Genomic DNA, 14,085 nt, shown 5'->3' on the forward strand with positions numbered 1-14,085 from the left:
GATCTTGTCATCGTCGGCGCCGATGTCGTGCGCCGCGTGCAGCGGCGGCGGCCGCTTTCCGTCGAACGAGAGGGGCAGGCCCACCACGCCCAGCTCGTCGTCGGACGGCTTGCCGATGATGCCGAGCGCACGGGTCTGCTCGTGCGCGACGACCTCCGCGGTGGTCTGGATCGGCGCCACCGGGATGCCGGCGGCCTGGAGCAGTTCCTGCCAGTACGCGCGTGTCTCCTTGGCCAGCCGCTCGCCGATGAGCCGGTCGATCTCGGCGCGGTTGCGCAGCCGCGCCCCGTTCGTGGCGAACCTGTCGTCCGCGGCCCATTCCGGCCGCCCGAGCGCCTCGCACAGCCGGGCGAACAGGGCGTCGTTGGCGCAGCTGACGACCAGGTCGCCGTCGGCGGCCGGGTAGGCGCGGTGCGGCACGATGAAGGCCACGCCCGAGCCGTGCCGTCCGCCGGGTTCGCCGTCGGCGTTGTAGCTCGCGATGCCGACGGACATCCAGGTGATGGCCGTCTCCAGCAGCGAGGCGTTCACGGTGGCGCCGGACTGCTTGGTGGTGCGCCGGTGGAGCGCCGCCAGGATGCCGATCACGGCCCACATCCCGGCGCCGAAGTCGACGATGGAGACGCCGGCCCGGACCGGGGCGCCGTCCTCCTCGCCGGTGATGCTCATGATCCCGGCGAACGCCTGCATCAGCGGGTCGTAGCCGGGCAGCGTGTTCAGCGGCCCCTCGTGGCCGAAGGCGCCGATCTCGCAGCAGATCAGCTCCGGCTTGGTGGCCCGCAGGTTGTCCGGGTCCAGCCCGTACTCGGCGGCGGCGCCCGGGCGGAGGTTGTGGACGAAGACATCGGCGCGTTCGCCGATCAGCCGGTGCAGCGTGGCCAGTTGCTCGCGGTCCTTGATGTCGATGCTGACGCACCGCTTGCCGCGGTTGAGGGCGTGGAAGGCGGCTCCGCTGCCCTTCCAGGTGCTGGGCCCCCAGCCGCGCGCGGAGTCGCCCGTGGGACGCTCCACCTTCCACACCTCGGCACCGAGTTCGGCGAGGACCTTCCCGGTGAAGGGAGCCGAGGCGCTGTCGCTCAGCTCCACCACCACAACCCCGGACAGGGGCAGATCGTGCGGCATTGTGTCCCTGCTTTCCCTGTTCCTCAGTCGCCGTGCCGCGTCCGGTGCGGCTCGGCCGCGTACACGGCGCCGGAACCCGTCAGGTCATCGATCTCTTTCTCGCTGAAACCGTATTCGGCAAGCAATTCGACCGAATGCTCACCGAGACGCGGCGCCGGATAGCGCAGTTCGGGAGTGCTTTCGCTCCATTGCTGCGCGATTCCCAGCGACCGGAGCGTTCCCTCGGAAGGATGCTCCTCCTCGACGAAGAATCCGACCTCTTTCATATGCGGATCCGCCAGCAGCGATTCCGGCGTGTTCATCTCGATGAACGGGATGTCGGCCTCGGTCATGAGCTTCGCCCACTGTGCGGTCGTCTTCGTCTCGAAGACCCGGCCGAGGAATTCGTAGAGGAGACCGATGTGCTGGGTGCGGCCGTGGATGTCGGCGAACCGCGGGTCCTCGGCCATCTCCGGGTGCCCGGACACCTCGAAGAACCGCCGCCAGTGCTTGTCGATGTAGACGTTGACGCCGATGTAGCCGTCGAGCGTGCGGTACGGGCGCCGGTCCGGGTTCATCATCCGCGCGTAGCCCCAGTCGCCCATCGCCGGCACGAAGGTGTGTCCGTAGAGGTGGTCGCCCATGACGAAGTGCGCGAAGGTCTCGAACATCGGCACCTGGACCTCCTGGCCCTCGCCGCTGCGCTCGCGCCGGAACAGCGCCATCGACACGGCCGAGGTCGCGGCCATCCCGACCACGCGGTCCGCTATCGCGGTGGCCACGTAGTCGGGCGGGCCCGCTTTGCGGCTCTGGAGCACCGGCATGCCCACGGCCGCCTGGATCAGGTCGTCGTAGGCCGGACGGTCCGCGTAGGGGCCGTTCTGGCCGAAGCCGTGCATGCCGCAGTAGATGATCCCCGGGTTGATCGTCCGGGCGTCCGCGTAGGACAGCCCCAGCCTGGCCATGGCCTTGGGCCGCAGGCTGTGCATCAGCACATCGGCGTCGCGGATCATCCGCTTCAGCGCCGCGTTGCCGCCGGCGCTCTTGAGGTCGAGGACGAGACTGCGCTTGTTGCGGTTCAGGTGCAGGAAGATCGGGCCCATCCCGCGGTTGCGGCAGGGGCCGATGCCCCGGGTCGTGTCGCCCGCCGGCGACTCGATCTTCGAGACGTCGGCGCCCATGTCCGCGAGCAGCAGTGACGCGTACGGCCCCATGAAGTTCGACGTCAGGTCCAGGACCCGCACGCCGTCGAGAGGTCCGGGCATGTCCGGCTCCTATCCGTTTCCGGTCATCGTGAAGACGGGGAGCTTCTGCTCGCCCCGCCGCACGTAGCGGACCGTGACTTCCTTGCCGATCTCGATGTCGTCGGGGTCGCCCTCGATCTGGGTGAACAGGAAGTATCCCTCGTCCATCTCCACGAAGCCCACGGTGTAGGGGGCGATCCCGGCCCAGACGGGGGTCGGGCCGCGCAGGATCGTGCTGTAGGAGTAGACGGTGCCGTGTCCGCCGGACCGTTCCCAGGACAGTCCCGCGGAACCGCAGTGCGTGCAGTAGGTGTGCGCCGGCCAGACCGCTCGTGCGCAGTCCGCGCAGCGCTGGAAGGTCAGTTGTTCCTCGGACAGCGCCTGCCAGTAGGGCTCAGCCGCCATCAGGCGATAGGGCTGGGGCCAGTCGTTCAGTGCTTTCGCTTCAGTCATGCCGTGCTCCCGATCAGGGCTCAGGTCGAGGAGGACAGCAGCAGCACGCTGCCGGCGGCCAGCATGCCGCCCGCCCCCTGCACCAGCACCGTCTCCGGCCGGCGCTGCGGCGCCAGCCCCAGGGCCTGTCCGCGCAACTGGCGGACGGCCTCGACCAAACTGTCCATGTTGCAGGAGATCCCGGGCTGGCCGAACGACAGCCAGCCGCCGTTCGTGTCGGTCGGGAGGTCTCCGTCGACGCCGGTGCGTCCCTCGCGGTAGACGTCGATCCCGCTGCCCTTCTTCGCGAACCCCAGGTCCTCCATGACGATGGGGCCCATGTGCGCGAAGTTGACCGAGATCTGCAGCATGTCGATGTCGGCGGGTGTGAGCCCGGACCTCGTGTACGCCTGCCGGGCGGCCTCCGCCGTCGCGGTGTGCGTGAGGTTGGGGAACTCGCCCAGCGCCGGGTAGCGGCACTGCCGCATGTTCATGCGGTCGCCCAGGTACTCGTGGGTGCTGGCCGACCCGTAGCCGAGGACGTACACCGGGTCGCGGGCCTCGCGCGCCCGCTCCGGCGACGTCACGACCAGCGCGCCGCCGGTGCCGCCGCCCCAGGTGGAGCACATCCACCGCCTGAGCGGCGTGGCGACGTAGGGCGAGGCGAGGACCTTGGCGCGGTCGATCTCACCGTGCTTCGCCTTCGCGGCGTGCGGATGGTGGGCGCCCCAGCGCTGGTTGGCGACGGCGACGTCCGCGAGGTCCGCCTCGGTGAGGCCGAACTCGTGGAAGTAGCGGCGCGCCGCCTGCGCGTACAGCGCCGGGATCGTGGGGCCGTACGGGACCTCGAACTGGGGGTCGGCGTCGGCTTCGGCACCCATCGCCACCGCGTCGACGAACAGCTGGGTCGCGTCGCTCTGCAGACAGAGGACGTACTCGGCGGCGCCGGCGGCGATCATCTGGGACGCGACGGCGATCGTCGCGGTCAGTCCGGCGCCGTGCATGGTGAGTTCGCTGTTCAGGGTCACCGGCATCTGCATGTGCGAGATGAAGATGTTGCTCCACTGCGAGCGCTTGTCGGCCCACGGCGAGCGTCCGGTGAACACGGCGTCGATCTGGTCCTTGCGGATCCCGGCGTCGGCGAGTGCCCCGAGGGTCGCCTCCTCGGCGAGCCGGAGCGGGTCCTTGCGGTTCTCCAGCGATGCGTAGGCGTCGCCCATGCCGATGACGGCGGCGACGGGTGCGTGGGACATCGGCGGACCTCAGGCCTTCTTGCGGCGCGGCTTCTCGGTGGGGAGGGACGCGGACACCAGGGCCTCCAGGTCCTCGCGCTTGCGGAGCATGAGCAGGCTCCACTCGGACTTCTGGCAGACGTCGCCGTCCTGGTTGAGCGCCTTCATCAGGAAGGTGACGACGCCGTACTTGTCGTCCTTCTCCTTCTTGCCGATGACCTCGCAGGTCACGTAGATGGTGTCGCCGATGTGCACGGGCGTGAGGTAACGCAGCCCGTCGATGCCGTAGTTGGCCTGGATGGAGGGGCCGAAGGTGATCAGGCCCGTCATGATCGAGTAGGTGAGCGAGCCCTGCACCAGACGCTCGCCGAACCGGGTCTGCGCGGCGTAGTGGACGTTGGAGTGGATCTCGATCCAGTTGCCGGTCAGCGCACAGTAGTTGACGACGTCGGTCTCGGTGATCGTCCGGCCGCCGGAGCGGAAGACGCGACCGACCTCGATCTCGTCGAGCGGCATGTCGATGCGGTTGTCGATCGTGGGCACGGGAGGTGTCCTCTCGGAGGCTCAGGCGCCGGCGGACAGGCGCATGGACTTGGCGATGATGGTGCGCTGGATCTGCGAGGTGCCGCCGCCGATGGTCGACTGCACGCTCTCGCGCAGGTAGCGCTCCATGTCGGCCTCGGGGAGGTTGGCGTAGCCGCCGAGGATCTGCATGCCGTCCAGGGCGCACTGCTTGAGCGTCTCCGAGCCGTACAGCTTGGCCATCGACGTCTCGCGCGCGGCGGGCAGGCCCTCGGCCTTCATCCGGGCGGCGCGGTAGCACAGCAGGCGGGCGGCGTCGACGCGGGTCTGGTTCTCGGCGAGCATGTGCTTGAGCACCTGGAACTCGTAGATCGGCTTGCCGAACTGGATGCGCTGCTGGGCGTAGCGGTTGGCGGCGTTCACGGCCTCCTGGGCGTTGCCGGTGTAGGCCGCGGCGACCGCGCAGCGCTCCAGCTCCAGGTGGTCGGTGATGATCTTCCAGCCCTGACCGACCTCGCCGAGGAGGTTCTCGCCCGGGACGCGGACGTCGTCGAGGAAGATCTCGGTGGTGCCGGTCGCGTGCCGCGACAGGGTCGACAGCTTGCGGATGTCGAGACCCGGAGTGTCGTTCGGGATCAGCAGGACCGACAGGCCGCCGTGCTTGTCGTCGTTGTCCGTGCGGACGAGCATCGCGATGACGGTGTCGTCGGCGGCGGCGCCGCTGCACCACAGCTTGGAGCCGTTGACGATCCAGTCGCCGTTCTCGTCGCGACGGGCGTGGGTCTTGGTGTTCGAGGCGTCCGAGCCGGCCTCCGGTTCGGAGATCGACACGGAGAAGCGGATCTCGCCGTCGATGAAGGGCTTGACGTACTTGGCCTTCTGCTCGGCGGTGCCGAACTTGATGATGTTCATCGCGGTGAAGGTGGGCACCAGCACCGAGCAGGCGAAGTCGAAGCCGAACTTGCCGAGGCCCTCGGCCATCAGCGAGTAGTCGAAGATGTCGCCGCCCGAGCCGCCCTCCTCCTCGGGGATCAGGATTCCGAGCCAGCCCTGCCGGGCGATCTTCGCGTAGGCCTCGTACGGGTACTGACGTTCCTGGTCGCACTTGCGCACGTATTCGACCGTGATCTCGTTGTCCATGAAATCGTTCACGGTCTTGAGCCAGTCGGCCTGGGATTCGCTGAGGAAATTCGAAGGCATTTCGCCATCTCTCCAAATCGCTGTGAGGACCCGGCGTCTGCGGTTACCCGAAGATTAAGGCCGGGTTACAGGCGATCCAAGTGATAAGTTTCGAATCCGCGATTCGACGGCGTCGAAGGGGAATCGCCGGCGCTTCCGGTCAGGTCGGCCGCGGGCCGCCCGCCGGACGGAGGGGACAACGCCGAAGCGGTGCCTGGCCGTTGGCCGGGCACCGCTCGCGCCGGACCCGTCAGGCCGGGTGCGGGTCAGACGCCCAGTCCGTCGTGGGACCTGAAGTCGATGCCGCCTTCGAGCAGTTCGCCCAGCTCCGCGACGACACCGGTCTCGGTCCGCCAGGCGAGATAGCGCTCGAAGTCCTGGCGGGCGTCCCACTTCTCCACGAAGACGATCCTGGTCGGGTCGTCCTGGTCGCGGACGACCTCCACACTGATGTTGCCCTCGAAGTCGCGGGTGCCGGGGAGCTTCTCGAGGAACCACTTGCGCAGGTCGTCGAAGCGTCCTGCCTTCACCGTCATCTCGAAGATCACGTGGCATGCCATGGGCGGAGTCTCCTTCTTCGGTGGCTGCTTCTTCTTCGGCGGCTGCCGCTTCTTCGGCGGCTGCTTCGGCCGGTGGCTACGTCGGCCGGTGGATGTGCGGGACGGGGTGCGGGACCCGCTGCCCGGCGGGGGTGGACTCGAGGGTGTTCGCGTCGCCGGAGATGATCTCGATGAGATAGCCGTCGGGGTCGACGGCCATGACGATGCTGACGGGGCCGAAGCCGAGCGGCTCCAGAGCCAGTTCGTGTCCCGCGGCCCTGATCTCGGCGGCCACGGCGTGCACGTCGTCCACCTGCACGACGACGGGCGCCCACCCGGGCACCGCCGACGGAACCGGCATCACGTCGCCGTGCAGGAGCACGAGAGCACGCGCCCCGCTCACGTCCTCCAGCACGATCTCGTCCACGTCGGGGTCGGCGAACTCGAGCCGGACCGCTTCCTTCAGGCCGAAGAGGCCCGTGTAGAAGGCGAGCGACCGGTCGAGATCGCTCACCACCAGCTTGAAGTTCATGAAACGTGCATCTGCCACGTATACCTCCGAATGGATTCGACGAGTGCGATGCGCGCATTCGTCGGCACCGGGGGGCCGGCTCCCGGGGTGAAGACGATCGGCCGGATCCGGACCGCTGCCGCACCCGTACTTTAGGAGGCGCTCCCACCGGAGAGTGTCCAAGAAGTTGGACACTCCCCGGCGCACGGAAAAGCAGCCCCGAACCAGGGACGGGAATGTCCCTGGACACAGGCGTCGGGGGATGCGGCTGTCCCATTGCGGGTGACGGGGAGCGTGCCACCATGGGTGACGTGACCGGCCGGGAAATCCCTCGTCGGACGACAGGACGCACCAGGACGTGTTTTCCGCGAAACCTTCGCGCGCCGTCCTCTCCTGCGGAAAGAAGCTCAGGAATATCATGAAGAAGAACGTCGCCTTCCCCAGCGCCGGCCTTTCCCTCGCCGGCATCCTCTACACCCCCGACAGCCACACCGGCGCACCCCTGCCGGCCGTGGTCGTCTCCCATCCGGCGGGCGGTGTGAAGGAGCAGACCGCGAGCATCTACGCCGAGCGCCTGGCCCGCGAGGGCTACGCCGCGCTCGTCTTCGACGCCGCCTACCAGGGCGAGAGCGAGGGCACCCCGCGCGGTCTGGAGAACCCCTTCCAGCGCGCCGAGGACGTCCGCGCCGCCGTCACCTACCTCACCACCCGCGACGACATCGACCCGGCCCGCATCGGCGCCCTCGGCATCTGCGCCTCCGGCGGCTACGTGCCCTTCGCCGCGCAGACCGACCACCGCATCAAGGCCGTCGCCACCGTCAGCGGCGCGGACGTCGGCGACCTCTTCCGGCGCGGGCTGGGCCGCACCCAGGGGCCCGAGGTCCTCCAGGGCCTGCTCGACCAGGCCGGCGCCCTGCGCACCGCCGAGGCCAAGGGCGAGGCCCCGACGATGCAGAACTGGGTGCCCGAGTCGCCCGAGGGCATGCCCGAAGGCAGCCTGTACCGAGAGGGCTCCGAGTACTACTACACCGAGCGGGGTTACCACTGCCGCTCGAACACGGGCTGGGTGCTGCGCAGCATCGACCAGATCGCCCAGTACGACTCCTATGCGATGGTCCGGCTCATCTCCCCCCGCCCGCTGCTGATGATCATCGGCTCCGAGGCGGACACCGGCTACTTCAGCCGCGAGGCCATCGAGCAGGCCGACGAGCCCAAGGAACTGTTCGTCATCGACGGAGCCACCCACGTGGACCTGTACGACAAGGACGAGTACGTCACCCCCGCTCTCGCCAAGCTCACCGCCTTCTTCGCCGACAACCTGGCCGCCTGATCCCTCTCCTTCCCCGCCCCGGCGGGGAAGGACAGCGGTCCGGCCCGACGCCGGCGCCCGCGCCGCGCCCCACCCGGGCAGCGCGCGCGCCCTCCCCACCCGGCGTCCTGAAATGGCCGCGCGGTCCGTCCGGGCCGCTCCCCCGGGGGCTCCCCGCCCCCGTTGTCGATCATCACCGCGGGCCTGCCGCGCCCGTCCGGGCTCGGCGCCGGCCGATCGACCCGCTCACGTTCAAGTCAGCCGAACCAGGCGTCGAACACGGCCTGGTCGATCGTGATGTCCCCCAGGAGGGAACGATGACGACAACCGAGTACGAAGAGATCACGCTGCTCGACGGCAGGATCACCGGCATACGCGTCCCGTCGGCCGACCACGGCGACGCGCCGCTCATCGTCTATCTGCACGGCGGCGGCGGAAGCGCGCTCGAACCGGTCATGGCGGGTTCGTCGCAGTTCGCGCGGGCGGCGCTCAACGGATTCACCGGGCTGTTCTCGCTCAACCGCCCCGACTACGGCGGCAGCGAGTCGCTGGGGTTCGCCGGGGACGTCGACGAAGGCTTCTTCGCCGCCAGCGCCGAACGCCTCGGGGACGCGATCGCCGAACTGTGGGACCGCTACCGCAAAGGGTCGCGCGGAGTGATCGTCCACGGCTCCTCGGTCGGCGGGGCCATCGCGCTGGTCCTCGCCGCGCAGTGGAGTGCCGCCAGGGCCCGGGGCGAGGAGCGGTGGCCGTTGCTCGGAGTGGCCGGCACCGACGTCGGGCACGCACCGCGGCCGCAGGTGTCCGCGTACTGGTACGGCACGGAGGTCGTCGACGTCGTCGAGAACGCCGTCACTCCCGGTATGGACTTCGGTCCGGCCTGGGCCCTGCCTGAGACCCCCATCACCGACCACGGTCCCTTCCGCATCCCCCGCGCGGAGATGCTCGAACTCGTCGGCGGCTGGCGCCGCAACGCACAGCGGGTGGCGGCGTCCATCGACGTGCCGGTGTTCTGGCGGGTCTCGGAGTTCGACCCCCTGTGGCAGACGGACGACCGGCGGGTCGCGGAGTTCGTCGAGGCGCTGCGCACGTCCTCGCCGTACGTAGACGGCGGTGTCCTGCGCGGTGCCACACACGGGGCGTTCCTCGGCCCGATGCGCGAGGCCTACGGCTTCCAGGTGCTGTCGTTCTTCGACTTCTGCCGCGTCGCGTCGCGCGTACCGGAGGTGCTGGCGAAGCGCGGCGGCTGAGGAACAGGTGTGACCGAAGGGCCTGTGCGCGACAACGCACAGGCCCTTCGCGCGGGTACGGGGCGACGGCGTCGGGCTGACGCGCCGGACGATCCCCGCGTGCGGCAGATCCTCGGGGAACCACCGGAACGGAGCCCGGAGTTCGCCGAACTGACTGACGGGCACACCGGCGGCCCCAGACGCCCGTCCCCCCGGACCGCGGTACGTCAGTGGCCTCCGCCGGCGAACGAGCGGCTGAACTGCTGTCCCGACCGGACCAGGTCGCGGGCGCCGTGCAGCCGAGTCTCCTCGTACCCGCGCAGGGCCGCCCGCACCTCGCTCGTGCCGGCGAGATGATCCGCCAGGGCCTCGGCGTCCTGCAGCGAGGCGTCGAAGCCCATGCCCGTCATCGGGGTCTGCACATGTGCGGCGTTCCCGACCAGGGCGAGGCGCCCGTTGACGAGCCGGTCCGGCACGTACTCGGCGATCGGGGTGCCGATGACCGCGCGCCGCTCGACGCGGTCGAGGATCGCGTCCTGCCAGGGCGCCGGCCACAGGTCACGGGCCGCCGCCGCCAGCTCGCGGTAGGTGTGGGCCGGGACGGCGTCGAAGCGCAGCGAGCGCCGCACCACGTCGCCGACCACGCAGCCCTTCTCCCGCAGGAGGTCGTTGCGGGTCGGATCGAACCAGGCCCAGCCCAGCCGGCGGGCGCCCGGCGCGAGCGAACCGTCCTCACCCGGCAGGGGGTAGCCGATGAGGCAGAAGTCCCCGGCGTCGAGGATGTCGGGCCGGTCGTGGCCCCGGGGCAGCCGGCGCGCGGCCGGGACGGCGGCCTCGTCGGCGATACCGAGCCACAGGACGTAGCCGGCGAAGGTCGCCTCGGGCTTGTCCGGTGCGACACCGCGCCGTACGACGCTGCGATGGCCGTCGGCCCCGACCACGACGTCGGCGCGCAGCGTCCGGCCGGTCGAAGTGGTCGCCCACGCCGCGTCGTCGTCCTGGCCGACGCCCGTCACGGCGGTGTCGTGGCGCAGTTCGATGCGGGGATCGGCCTCGGCGGCGGCGCGGAGTCTGGCGTGCACCGCCGACCACGCCTGTACCGGTGACGCGGACCCGCCGGAGGCGAGCGCCCACAAGGAAGGGGCGGCGCCGTCCGAGCCGGCCGGCAGTCGGGTGCCGCCGTACGCGTCACCGTTGATGCCGAGTGCGGCGCCGCTGCGCGGTGAGGGCCCGGACCGTTCGAGCATCGTGACGTCGTATCCGGCGCGCGACAGGCTCAGCCCGGTCAGCAGGCCGGCGAGGGAAGCGCCCACCACGACGGCGGTGCCGCGACGCTCGTGCCGGCCCGCGCCGGACGGCGTTCCGTCGGTGAGTGTGCTCATGAGGTCTGCTGTCTCCCGAAGCGTTAGCGCCGGAACCGGTACGCCTCGGCCCGGTGACGGGCGGCGGCGACGCGGTGAGGCCGCCGCGCGCGGGTGCGCGCCGGTCCCGGGGAAGGTCTCGAATGGAAGCGGCCCGTGGCGCCGCCCGTGCAGGGGAGGGGGGCGGCGCCACGGGCCCGGTGAGGGTGCTCTCAGCCGGCCAGGTGCTGACCGAAGAAGTCGGTGAGCTTGGCGACGGCGGGGGTGACGTGCTCGTCCTTGTCGTACAGGGAGACGTGGGTGGCCCCGTCGACCACGAACAGCTCCTTGGGCTCGTTCGCCTGCTCGATGGCCTCGCGGCTGAAGTAGGCGGTGTCCGAGTCCGAGCCGACGATCATCAGCAGCGGGCGCGGGGAGATCAGCTTGATCAGCGCGTACGGCTGGAACTGGGCGATGTGGTCGATGCTGCGCAGCGGCCACTCGTTGTTGGAGTTGCAGTGTCCGCCGCGCGGGGTGCGGTAGTAGTCCTGCGCCTCGCGGTAGAGGGTCGGCGCCTCCTCCAGGCCCTCGGGGCTCTCCGGGGCCCAGTTCAGCACGGCCGGGGTCTCGCCCTTGGCCTCGGCGGTGCGCAGGGCGCCGGCCTGGTCGAGCAGGCCCTGGAGGACCTCGGGACCCTGGGTGCGGCCGAGGCCGTCCACCAGGAGGCTGTTGATGTCGACGGCGCTGACGGTGGCGACGGCCTTGATGCGGTGGTCGGTCTGCGCGGCGAAGGGCACGTAGCCGCCGGAGGCGCAGATGCCGAGGGCGCCGATGCGGGCCGGGTCGATGTCGTCGCGGGTGGTCAGGTAGGTGACGGCGGCGCGGACGTCCTCGGCGCGCTGGAAGGGGTTCTCCAGACCGCGCGGGGTGCCCTCGCTCTCGCCCTGGTAGGCGGCGTCGAAGACCAGGGCGGCGTAGCCCTCGCGGGCCAGGCGCTCGGCGTAGATGCTCGCGGTCTGCTCCTTCACGCCGCCGCCGGGGTGGGAGACGACCACGGCCGGCAGGGGTGCGCCGGTGTGGCTGTCGGGGGTGTAGAGGATGCCGGCGAGGGAGAGGCCGGCGCTGGGGAAGGTGACGTTGGCCTTCATGTGCTGTGGCGTTCCTTGGTTCTGGGGTGGAATGGCCTGCGTGGCGTCGGGTCCGGCCTGGGCTCCGGGGAGGGAGAGAGTGTTTCCCGTGGCCGGACCCGACTGCCACGTGTTGAAGGTTTCCACGTGTGGCGACGGTGCGGAATGGGCGGTTCGCAGCCCCCGACAGGGGTGTCCTGGGACAGGACCGGCCCCCTCACAGGGCGGGTGTTTGCTGCCATGCTGGACGGTATGAGCAGCAACGCGCACCGCAACGAGCTGGGCGCCTTCCTCAAGGCCCGCCGGATGGAGCTGAGCCCCGCCATGGTGGGACTTCCGGACACGGGGGGCCGGCGGCGGGTCAAGGGCCTGCGCCGTGAGGAGGTGGCCCTGCTCGCCTCCATCAGCACCGACTACTACACCCGTCTGGAACAGGGCCGCCGCCAGGCCTCCCAGTCCGTGCTGGAGACCCTCGCCGAGGTCCTGCACCTGGACGACGACGAACGCGACTACGCCTTCGAACTCGCCGGCCGCGACGAGGCGCGCCCCCGCCGCCGCGCCGTGCAGAAGGTCCAGCCCCAGCTACGGCGGCTGCTGGACGACCTCACCACCACCCCGGCGATGGTCCTGGGCCGCCGCATGGACGTCCTGGCGTGGAACCCGATGGCCGCCGCCCTGATCACCGACTTCGGGAAGATCCCGGAGAAGCAGCGCAACATGGTCCGGCTGGTGTTCATGGACCCGGCCTTCCGGACGTTGTACCCCGAGTGGAAGACCGTCGCGCACACGTGTGTGGCGCAGCTGCGCATGGAGGCGGCCCGTGATCCGCACGACCCGCGGCTGAGTGCTCTCGTCGGTGAACTGTCCGTCCAGGACGCCGACTTCCGCCGGTGGTGGGGCGCCCACCATGTCGCCGTCCGGGGTATGGGCACCAAGGTCTACCACCATCCCGTGGCCGGCGATCTCACCCTCGAATGGGACACCCTCACCTGCGCCACCGATCCCGACCAGCAGCTCGTCACCTGGACCGCCGAACCCGGCACCCCCTCCCACGACGGTCTGCGCATCCTCGCCTCCTGGAGTGCCCACACCGACCGCCCCGCCGCGACGACGAAGTAGTCCGCCACGGCCGGCGAGAGCCGGCGGCCCGGGCCGCGGCCGGTGGGACCGGTGTGGTTCAGGAGCCGGGCTGGTCCTTCCACAGGCCGCGCTCTTCGAGGGTCTCGATGAGATGGTCCGCGCTCTGCAGGGTGTGCTGTTCCATCAGGGAGCGCGCCATCCGCGTGCTGCGACGGCGCAGTGCCTCGATGATGAGGGGGTGCTCCTCGCGGGCTGCGGCGGCGCGGCCCTCGATGGAGAGGTAGAAGCGGTTGGGCAGCTGCCGGACGGCGGAGCGCAGGAGCAGGGCGAGGCGGTGCGAGTCGGCGGCGAGGTTGATCTGACGGTGGAAGTCGTGGCCGTAGTCGACCATGCCTTCCTCGTCGCCGGCGTCGATGGCTTCCTGCTGCTGCTTGGCGAGGGTCTCCAGGTGATCGAGCTGGGCCTCGGTGATCTTGGTGGCGGCGCGGGCGGCGAGTTCGCCGCCGAGCTGGGCCTGGACCCAGAACAGGTCGCGGATGTCCTGCTGCGTGAAGGAGGTGACGCGGAAGCCGCGGCGCGGGACGAGTTCGATGAAGCCCTCGCTGCTGAGCGTGAGCAGTCCCTCACGGACGGGGGTGTTGCTGACGCCGACGGCTTCGGCGATGGGCTCCATGCGCAGGAACTCACCGGGCTTGACCTCGCCCGAGATGATCAGCTCGCGGACGTAGCCGGCCACTTCCTCGGAGAGTTGCTGCCGCTGGGAGTTGCGGTCGCGCGCCATGGGTTCCTCGTTCGCGGTCACTGTCCGGCCGGCCCGAACAAAAACATCATATGGCCTGATGGCTGCGGTCATGGGCCGCGGGCGGGGACTCGGCCTCACCTTCGGCCGGACTGCCCGCTCCGGACATATGGCACACAATGCCCAAGGGGGGCCGATTCTGTCCCAGGATAGTGGGCCCGGGCGGTGGAACTCGGTCATCGAACCCACCGACGAGGAGGTAGCGAGATGCAGGAAGTGCGGTTCAAGAACCGGACCTGGGACGTGGCGGCGCATCTTCGAGTACCCGAGGGCTTCGACGAGAACGAGAAGTACCCCGCGATCGTCTGCGCCCACCCCATCAGCAGCTGCAAGGAACAGACGTCCGGCAGTATCTACGCCGAACGGCTCACCGAACAGGGCTACGTCACCCTCGCCTTCGACGCCTCGCACCAGGGCGAGAGCGGCGGCGAACCCCGCTAC

15 protein-coding genes are annotated in these 14,085 nt (G+C 70.1%); 4 read left to right on the plus strand and 11 right to left on the minus strand.

All coding sequences use genetic code 11. The features are described from left to right. From K7787_RS30490 to K7787_RS30525, 8 genes are all read right to left on the minus strand, one after another. Positions 1 to 1,122, minus strand: a 1,122-nt coding sequence (locus tag K7787_RS30490; protein ID WP_247721446.1) for a CaiB/BaiF CoA transferase family protein, incomplete at its 3' end; no start/stop codon positions are given. 23 nt (positions 1,123 to 1,145) lie between these two features. Beyond that, complete coding sequence (locus K7787_RS30495; RefSeq protein ID WP_223003625.1) at positions 1,146 to 2,366, minus strand: CaiB/BaiF CoA transferase family protein; 1,221 nt, start codon at positions 2,364 to 2,366, stop codon at positions 1,146 to 1,148. A 9-nt stretch (positions 2,367 to 2,375) separates the two neighbouring features. Next, the gene (locus K7787_RS30500; protein ID WP_223003626.1) at positions 2,376 to 2,798 is read right to left on the minus strand and encodes a Zn-ribbon domain-containing OB-fold protein; all 423 of its coding nucleotides are present in this window, start codon (positions 2,796 to 2,798) and stop codon (positions 2,376 to 2,378) included. Between the two features lie 20 nt (positions 2,799 to 2,818). Further along, the gene (locus K7787_RS30505; protein WP_009192218.1) at positions 2,819 to 4,030 is read right to left on the minus strand and encodes a thiolase family protein; all 1,212 of its coding nucleotides are present in this window, start codon (positions 4,028 to 4,030) and stop codon (positions 2,819 to 2,821) included. A 9-nt stretch (positions 4,031 to 4,039) separates the two neighbouring features. Further along, positions 4,040 to 4,552 carry a MaoC family dehydratase gene (locus K7787_RS30510; RefSeq protein ID WP_223003627.1) on the minus strand — a complete coding sequence of 171 codons (513 nt, stop codon included), beginning with the start codon at positions 4,550 to 4,552 and terminating at the stop codon, positions 4,040 to 4,042. Between the two features lie 21 nt (positions 4,553 to 4,573). Beyond that, the gene (locus K7787_RS30515; protein WP_223003628.1) at positions 4,574 to 5,731 is read right to left on the minus strand and encodes an acyl-CoA dehydrogenase family protein; all 1,158 of its coding nucleotides are present in this window, start codon (positions 5,729 to 5,731) and stop codon (positions 4,574 to 4,576) included. Positions 5,732 to 5,976: 245 nt separating this feature from the next. Further along, positions 5,977 to 6,270, minus strand: coding sequence for a putative quinol monooxygenase (locus tag K7787_RS30520; RefSeq protein WP_223003629.1), 294 nt, complete (start codon positions 6,268 to 6,270; stop codon positions 5,977 to 5,979). A gap of 76 nt (positions 6,271 to 6,346) precedes the next feature. Further along, complete coding sequence (locus K7787_RS30525) at positions 6,347 to 6,799, minus strand: VOC family protein (protein WP_223003630.1); 453 nt, start codon at positions 6,797 to 6,799, stop codon at positions 6,347 to 6,349. Positions 6,800 to 7,178: 379 nt separating this feature from the next. On the opposite strand from K7787_RS30525, the gene K7787_RS30530 reads away from it, so the two are divergent. Beyond that, entirely contained in the window at positions 7,179 to 8,090 is a 912-nt protein-coding gene (locus tag K7787_RS30530) for an alpha/beta hydrolase (protein ID WP_223003631.1), read from the plus strand. Between the two features lie 296 nt (positions 8,091 to 8,386). After that, complete coding sequence (locus K7787_RS30535; protein ID WP_223003632.1) at positions 8,387 to 9,319, plus strand: alpha/beta hydrolase family protein; 933 nt, start codon at positions 8,387 to 8,389, stop codon at positions 9,317 to 9,319. A 206-nt stretch (positions 9,320 to 9,525) separates the two neighbouring features. Here K7787_RS30535 and K7787_RS30540 read toward each other — a convergent pair whose 3' ends face one another. After that, on the minus strand, positions 9,526 to 10,680 hold the full coding sequence (locus K7787_RS30540; protein WP_164393115.1) for an FAD-dependent monooxygenase: 1,155 nt from the start codon (positions 10,678 to 10,680) through the stop codon (positions 9,526 to 9,528). 191 nt (positions 10,681 to 10,871) lie between these two features. Further along, entirely contained in the window at positions 10,872 to 11,786 is a 915-nt protein-coding gene (locus K7787_RS30545; RefSeq protein ID WP_009192226.1) for an alpha/beta hydrolase, read from the minus strand. A gap of 231 nt (positions 11,787 to 12,017) precedes the next feature. Between K7787_RS30545 and K7787_RS30550 the strand changes: the two genes are divergently transcribed. Then, the gene (locus K7787_RS30550) at positions 12,018 to 12,884 is read left to right on the plus strand and encodes a helix-turn-helix domain-containing protein (RefSeq protein ID WP_009192227.1); all 867 of its coding nucleotides are present in this window, start codon (positions 12,018 to 12,020) and stop codon (positions 12,882 to 12,884) included. A gap of 58 nt (positions 12,885 to 12,942) precedes the next feature. Here the strand turns inward: K7787_RS30550 and K7787_RS30555 are convergent, their stop codons facing one another. Then, a complete protein-coding gene (locus tag K7787_RS30555; RefSeq protein ID WP_247721447.1) occupies positions 12,943 to 13,626 on the minus strand; it encodes a GntR family transcriptional regulator in 684 nt (227 codons plus the stop codon). Between the two features lie 225 nt (positions 13,627 to 13,851). Here K7787_RS30555 and K7787_RS30560 point away from each other — a divergent pair. Continuing rightward, the coding region (locus K7787_RS30560; RefSeq protein ID WP_223003634.1) for an alpha/beta hydrolase at positions 13,852 to 14,085 on the plus strand (234 nt) is incomplete at its 3' end.

Origin of the sequence: Streptomyces sennicomposti, assembly GCF_019890635.1 — a bacterium.
In the GTDB taxonomy this organism is placed as follows: domain Bacteria; phylum Actinomycetota; class Actinomycetes; order Streptomycetales; family Streptomycetaceae; genus Streptomyces; species Streptomyces sennicomposti.

Bases quoted from the DNA above. Each gene is read 5' to 3' on its own strand.
- K7787_RS30495 (WP_223003625.1), bottom strand. From the start codon at position 2,366: ATGCCCGGACCTCTCGACGGCGTGCGGGTCCTGGACCTGACGTCGAAC.
- K7787_RS30500 (WP_223003626.1), bottom strand. From the start codon at position 2,798: ATGACTGAAGCGAAAGCACTGAACGACTGGCCCCAGCCCTATCGCCTG.
- K7787_RS30505 (WP_009192218.1), bottom strand. From the start codon at position 4,030: ATGTCCCACGCACCCGTCGCCGCCGTCATCGGCATGGGCGACGCCTAC.
- K7787_RS30515 (WP_223003628.1), bottom strand. From the start codon at position 5,731: ATGCCTTCGAATTTCCTCAGCGAATCCCAGGCCGACTGGCTCAAGACC.
- K7787_RS30520 (WP_223003629.1), bottom strand. From the start codon at position 6,270: ATGGCATGCCACGTGATCTTCGAGATGACGGTGAAGGCAGGACGCTTC.
- K7787_RS30530 (WP_223003631.1), top strand. From the start codon at position 7,179: ATGAAGAAGAACGTCGCCTTCCCCAGCGCCGGCCTTTCCCTCGCCGGC.
- K7787_RS30535 (WP_223003632.1), top strand. From the start codon at position 8,387: ATGACGACAACCGAGTACGAAGAGATCACGCTGCTCGACGGCAGGATC.
- K7787_RS30540 (WP_164393115.1), bottom strand. From the start codon at position 10,680: ATGAGCACACTCACCGACGGAACGCCGTCCGGCGCGGGCCGGCACGAG.
- K7787_RS30545 (WP_009192226.1), bottom strand. From the start codon at position 11,786: ATGAAGGCCAACGTCACCTTCCCCAGCGCCGGCCTCTCCCTCGCCGGC.
- K7787_RS30550 (WP_009192227.1), top strand. From the start codon at position 12,018: ATGAGCAGCAACGCGCACCGCAACGAGCTGGGCGCCTTCCTCAAGGCC.
- K7787_RS30555 (WP_247721447.1), bottom strand. From the start codon at position 13,626: ATGGCGCGCGACCGCAACTCCCAGCGGCAGCAACTCTCCGAGGAAGTG.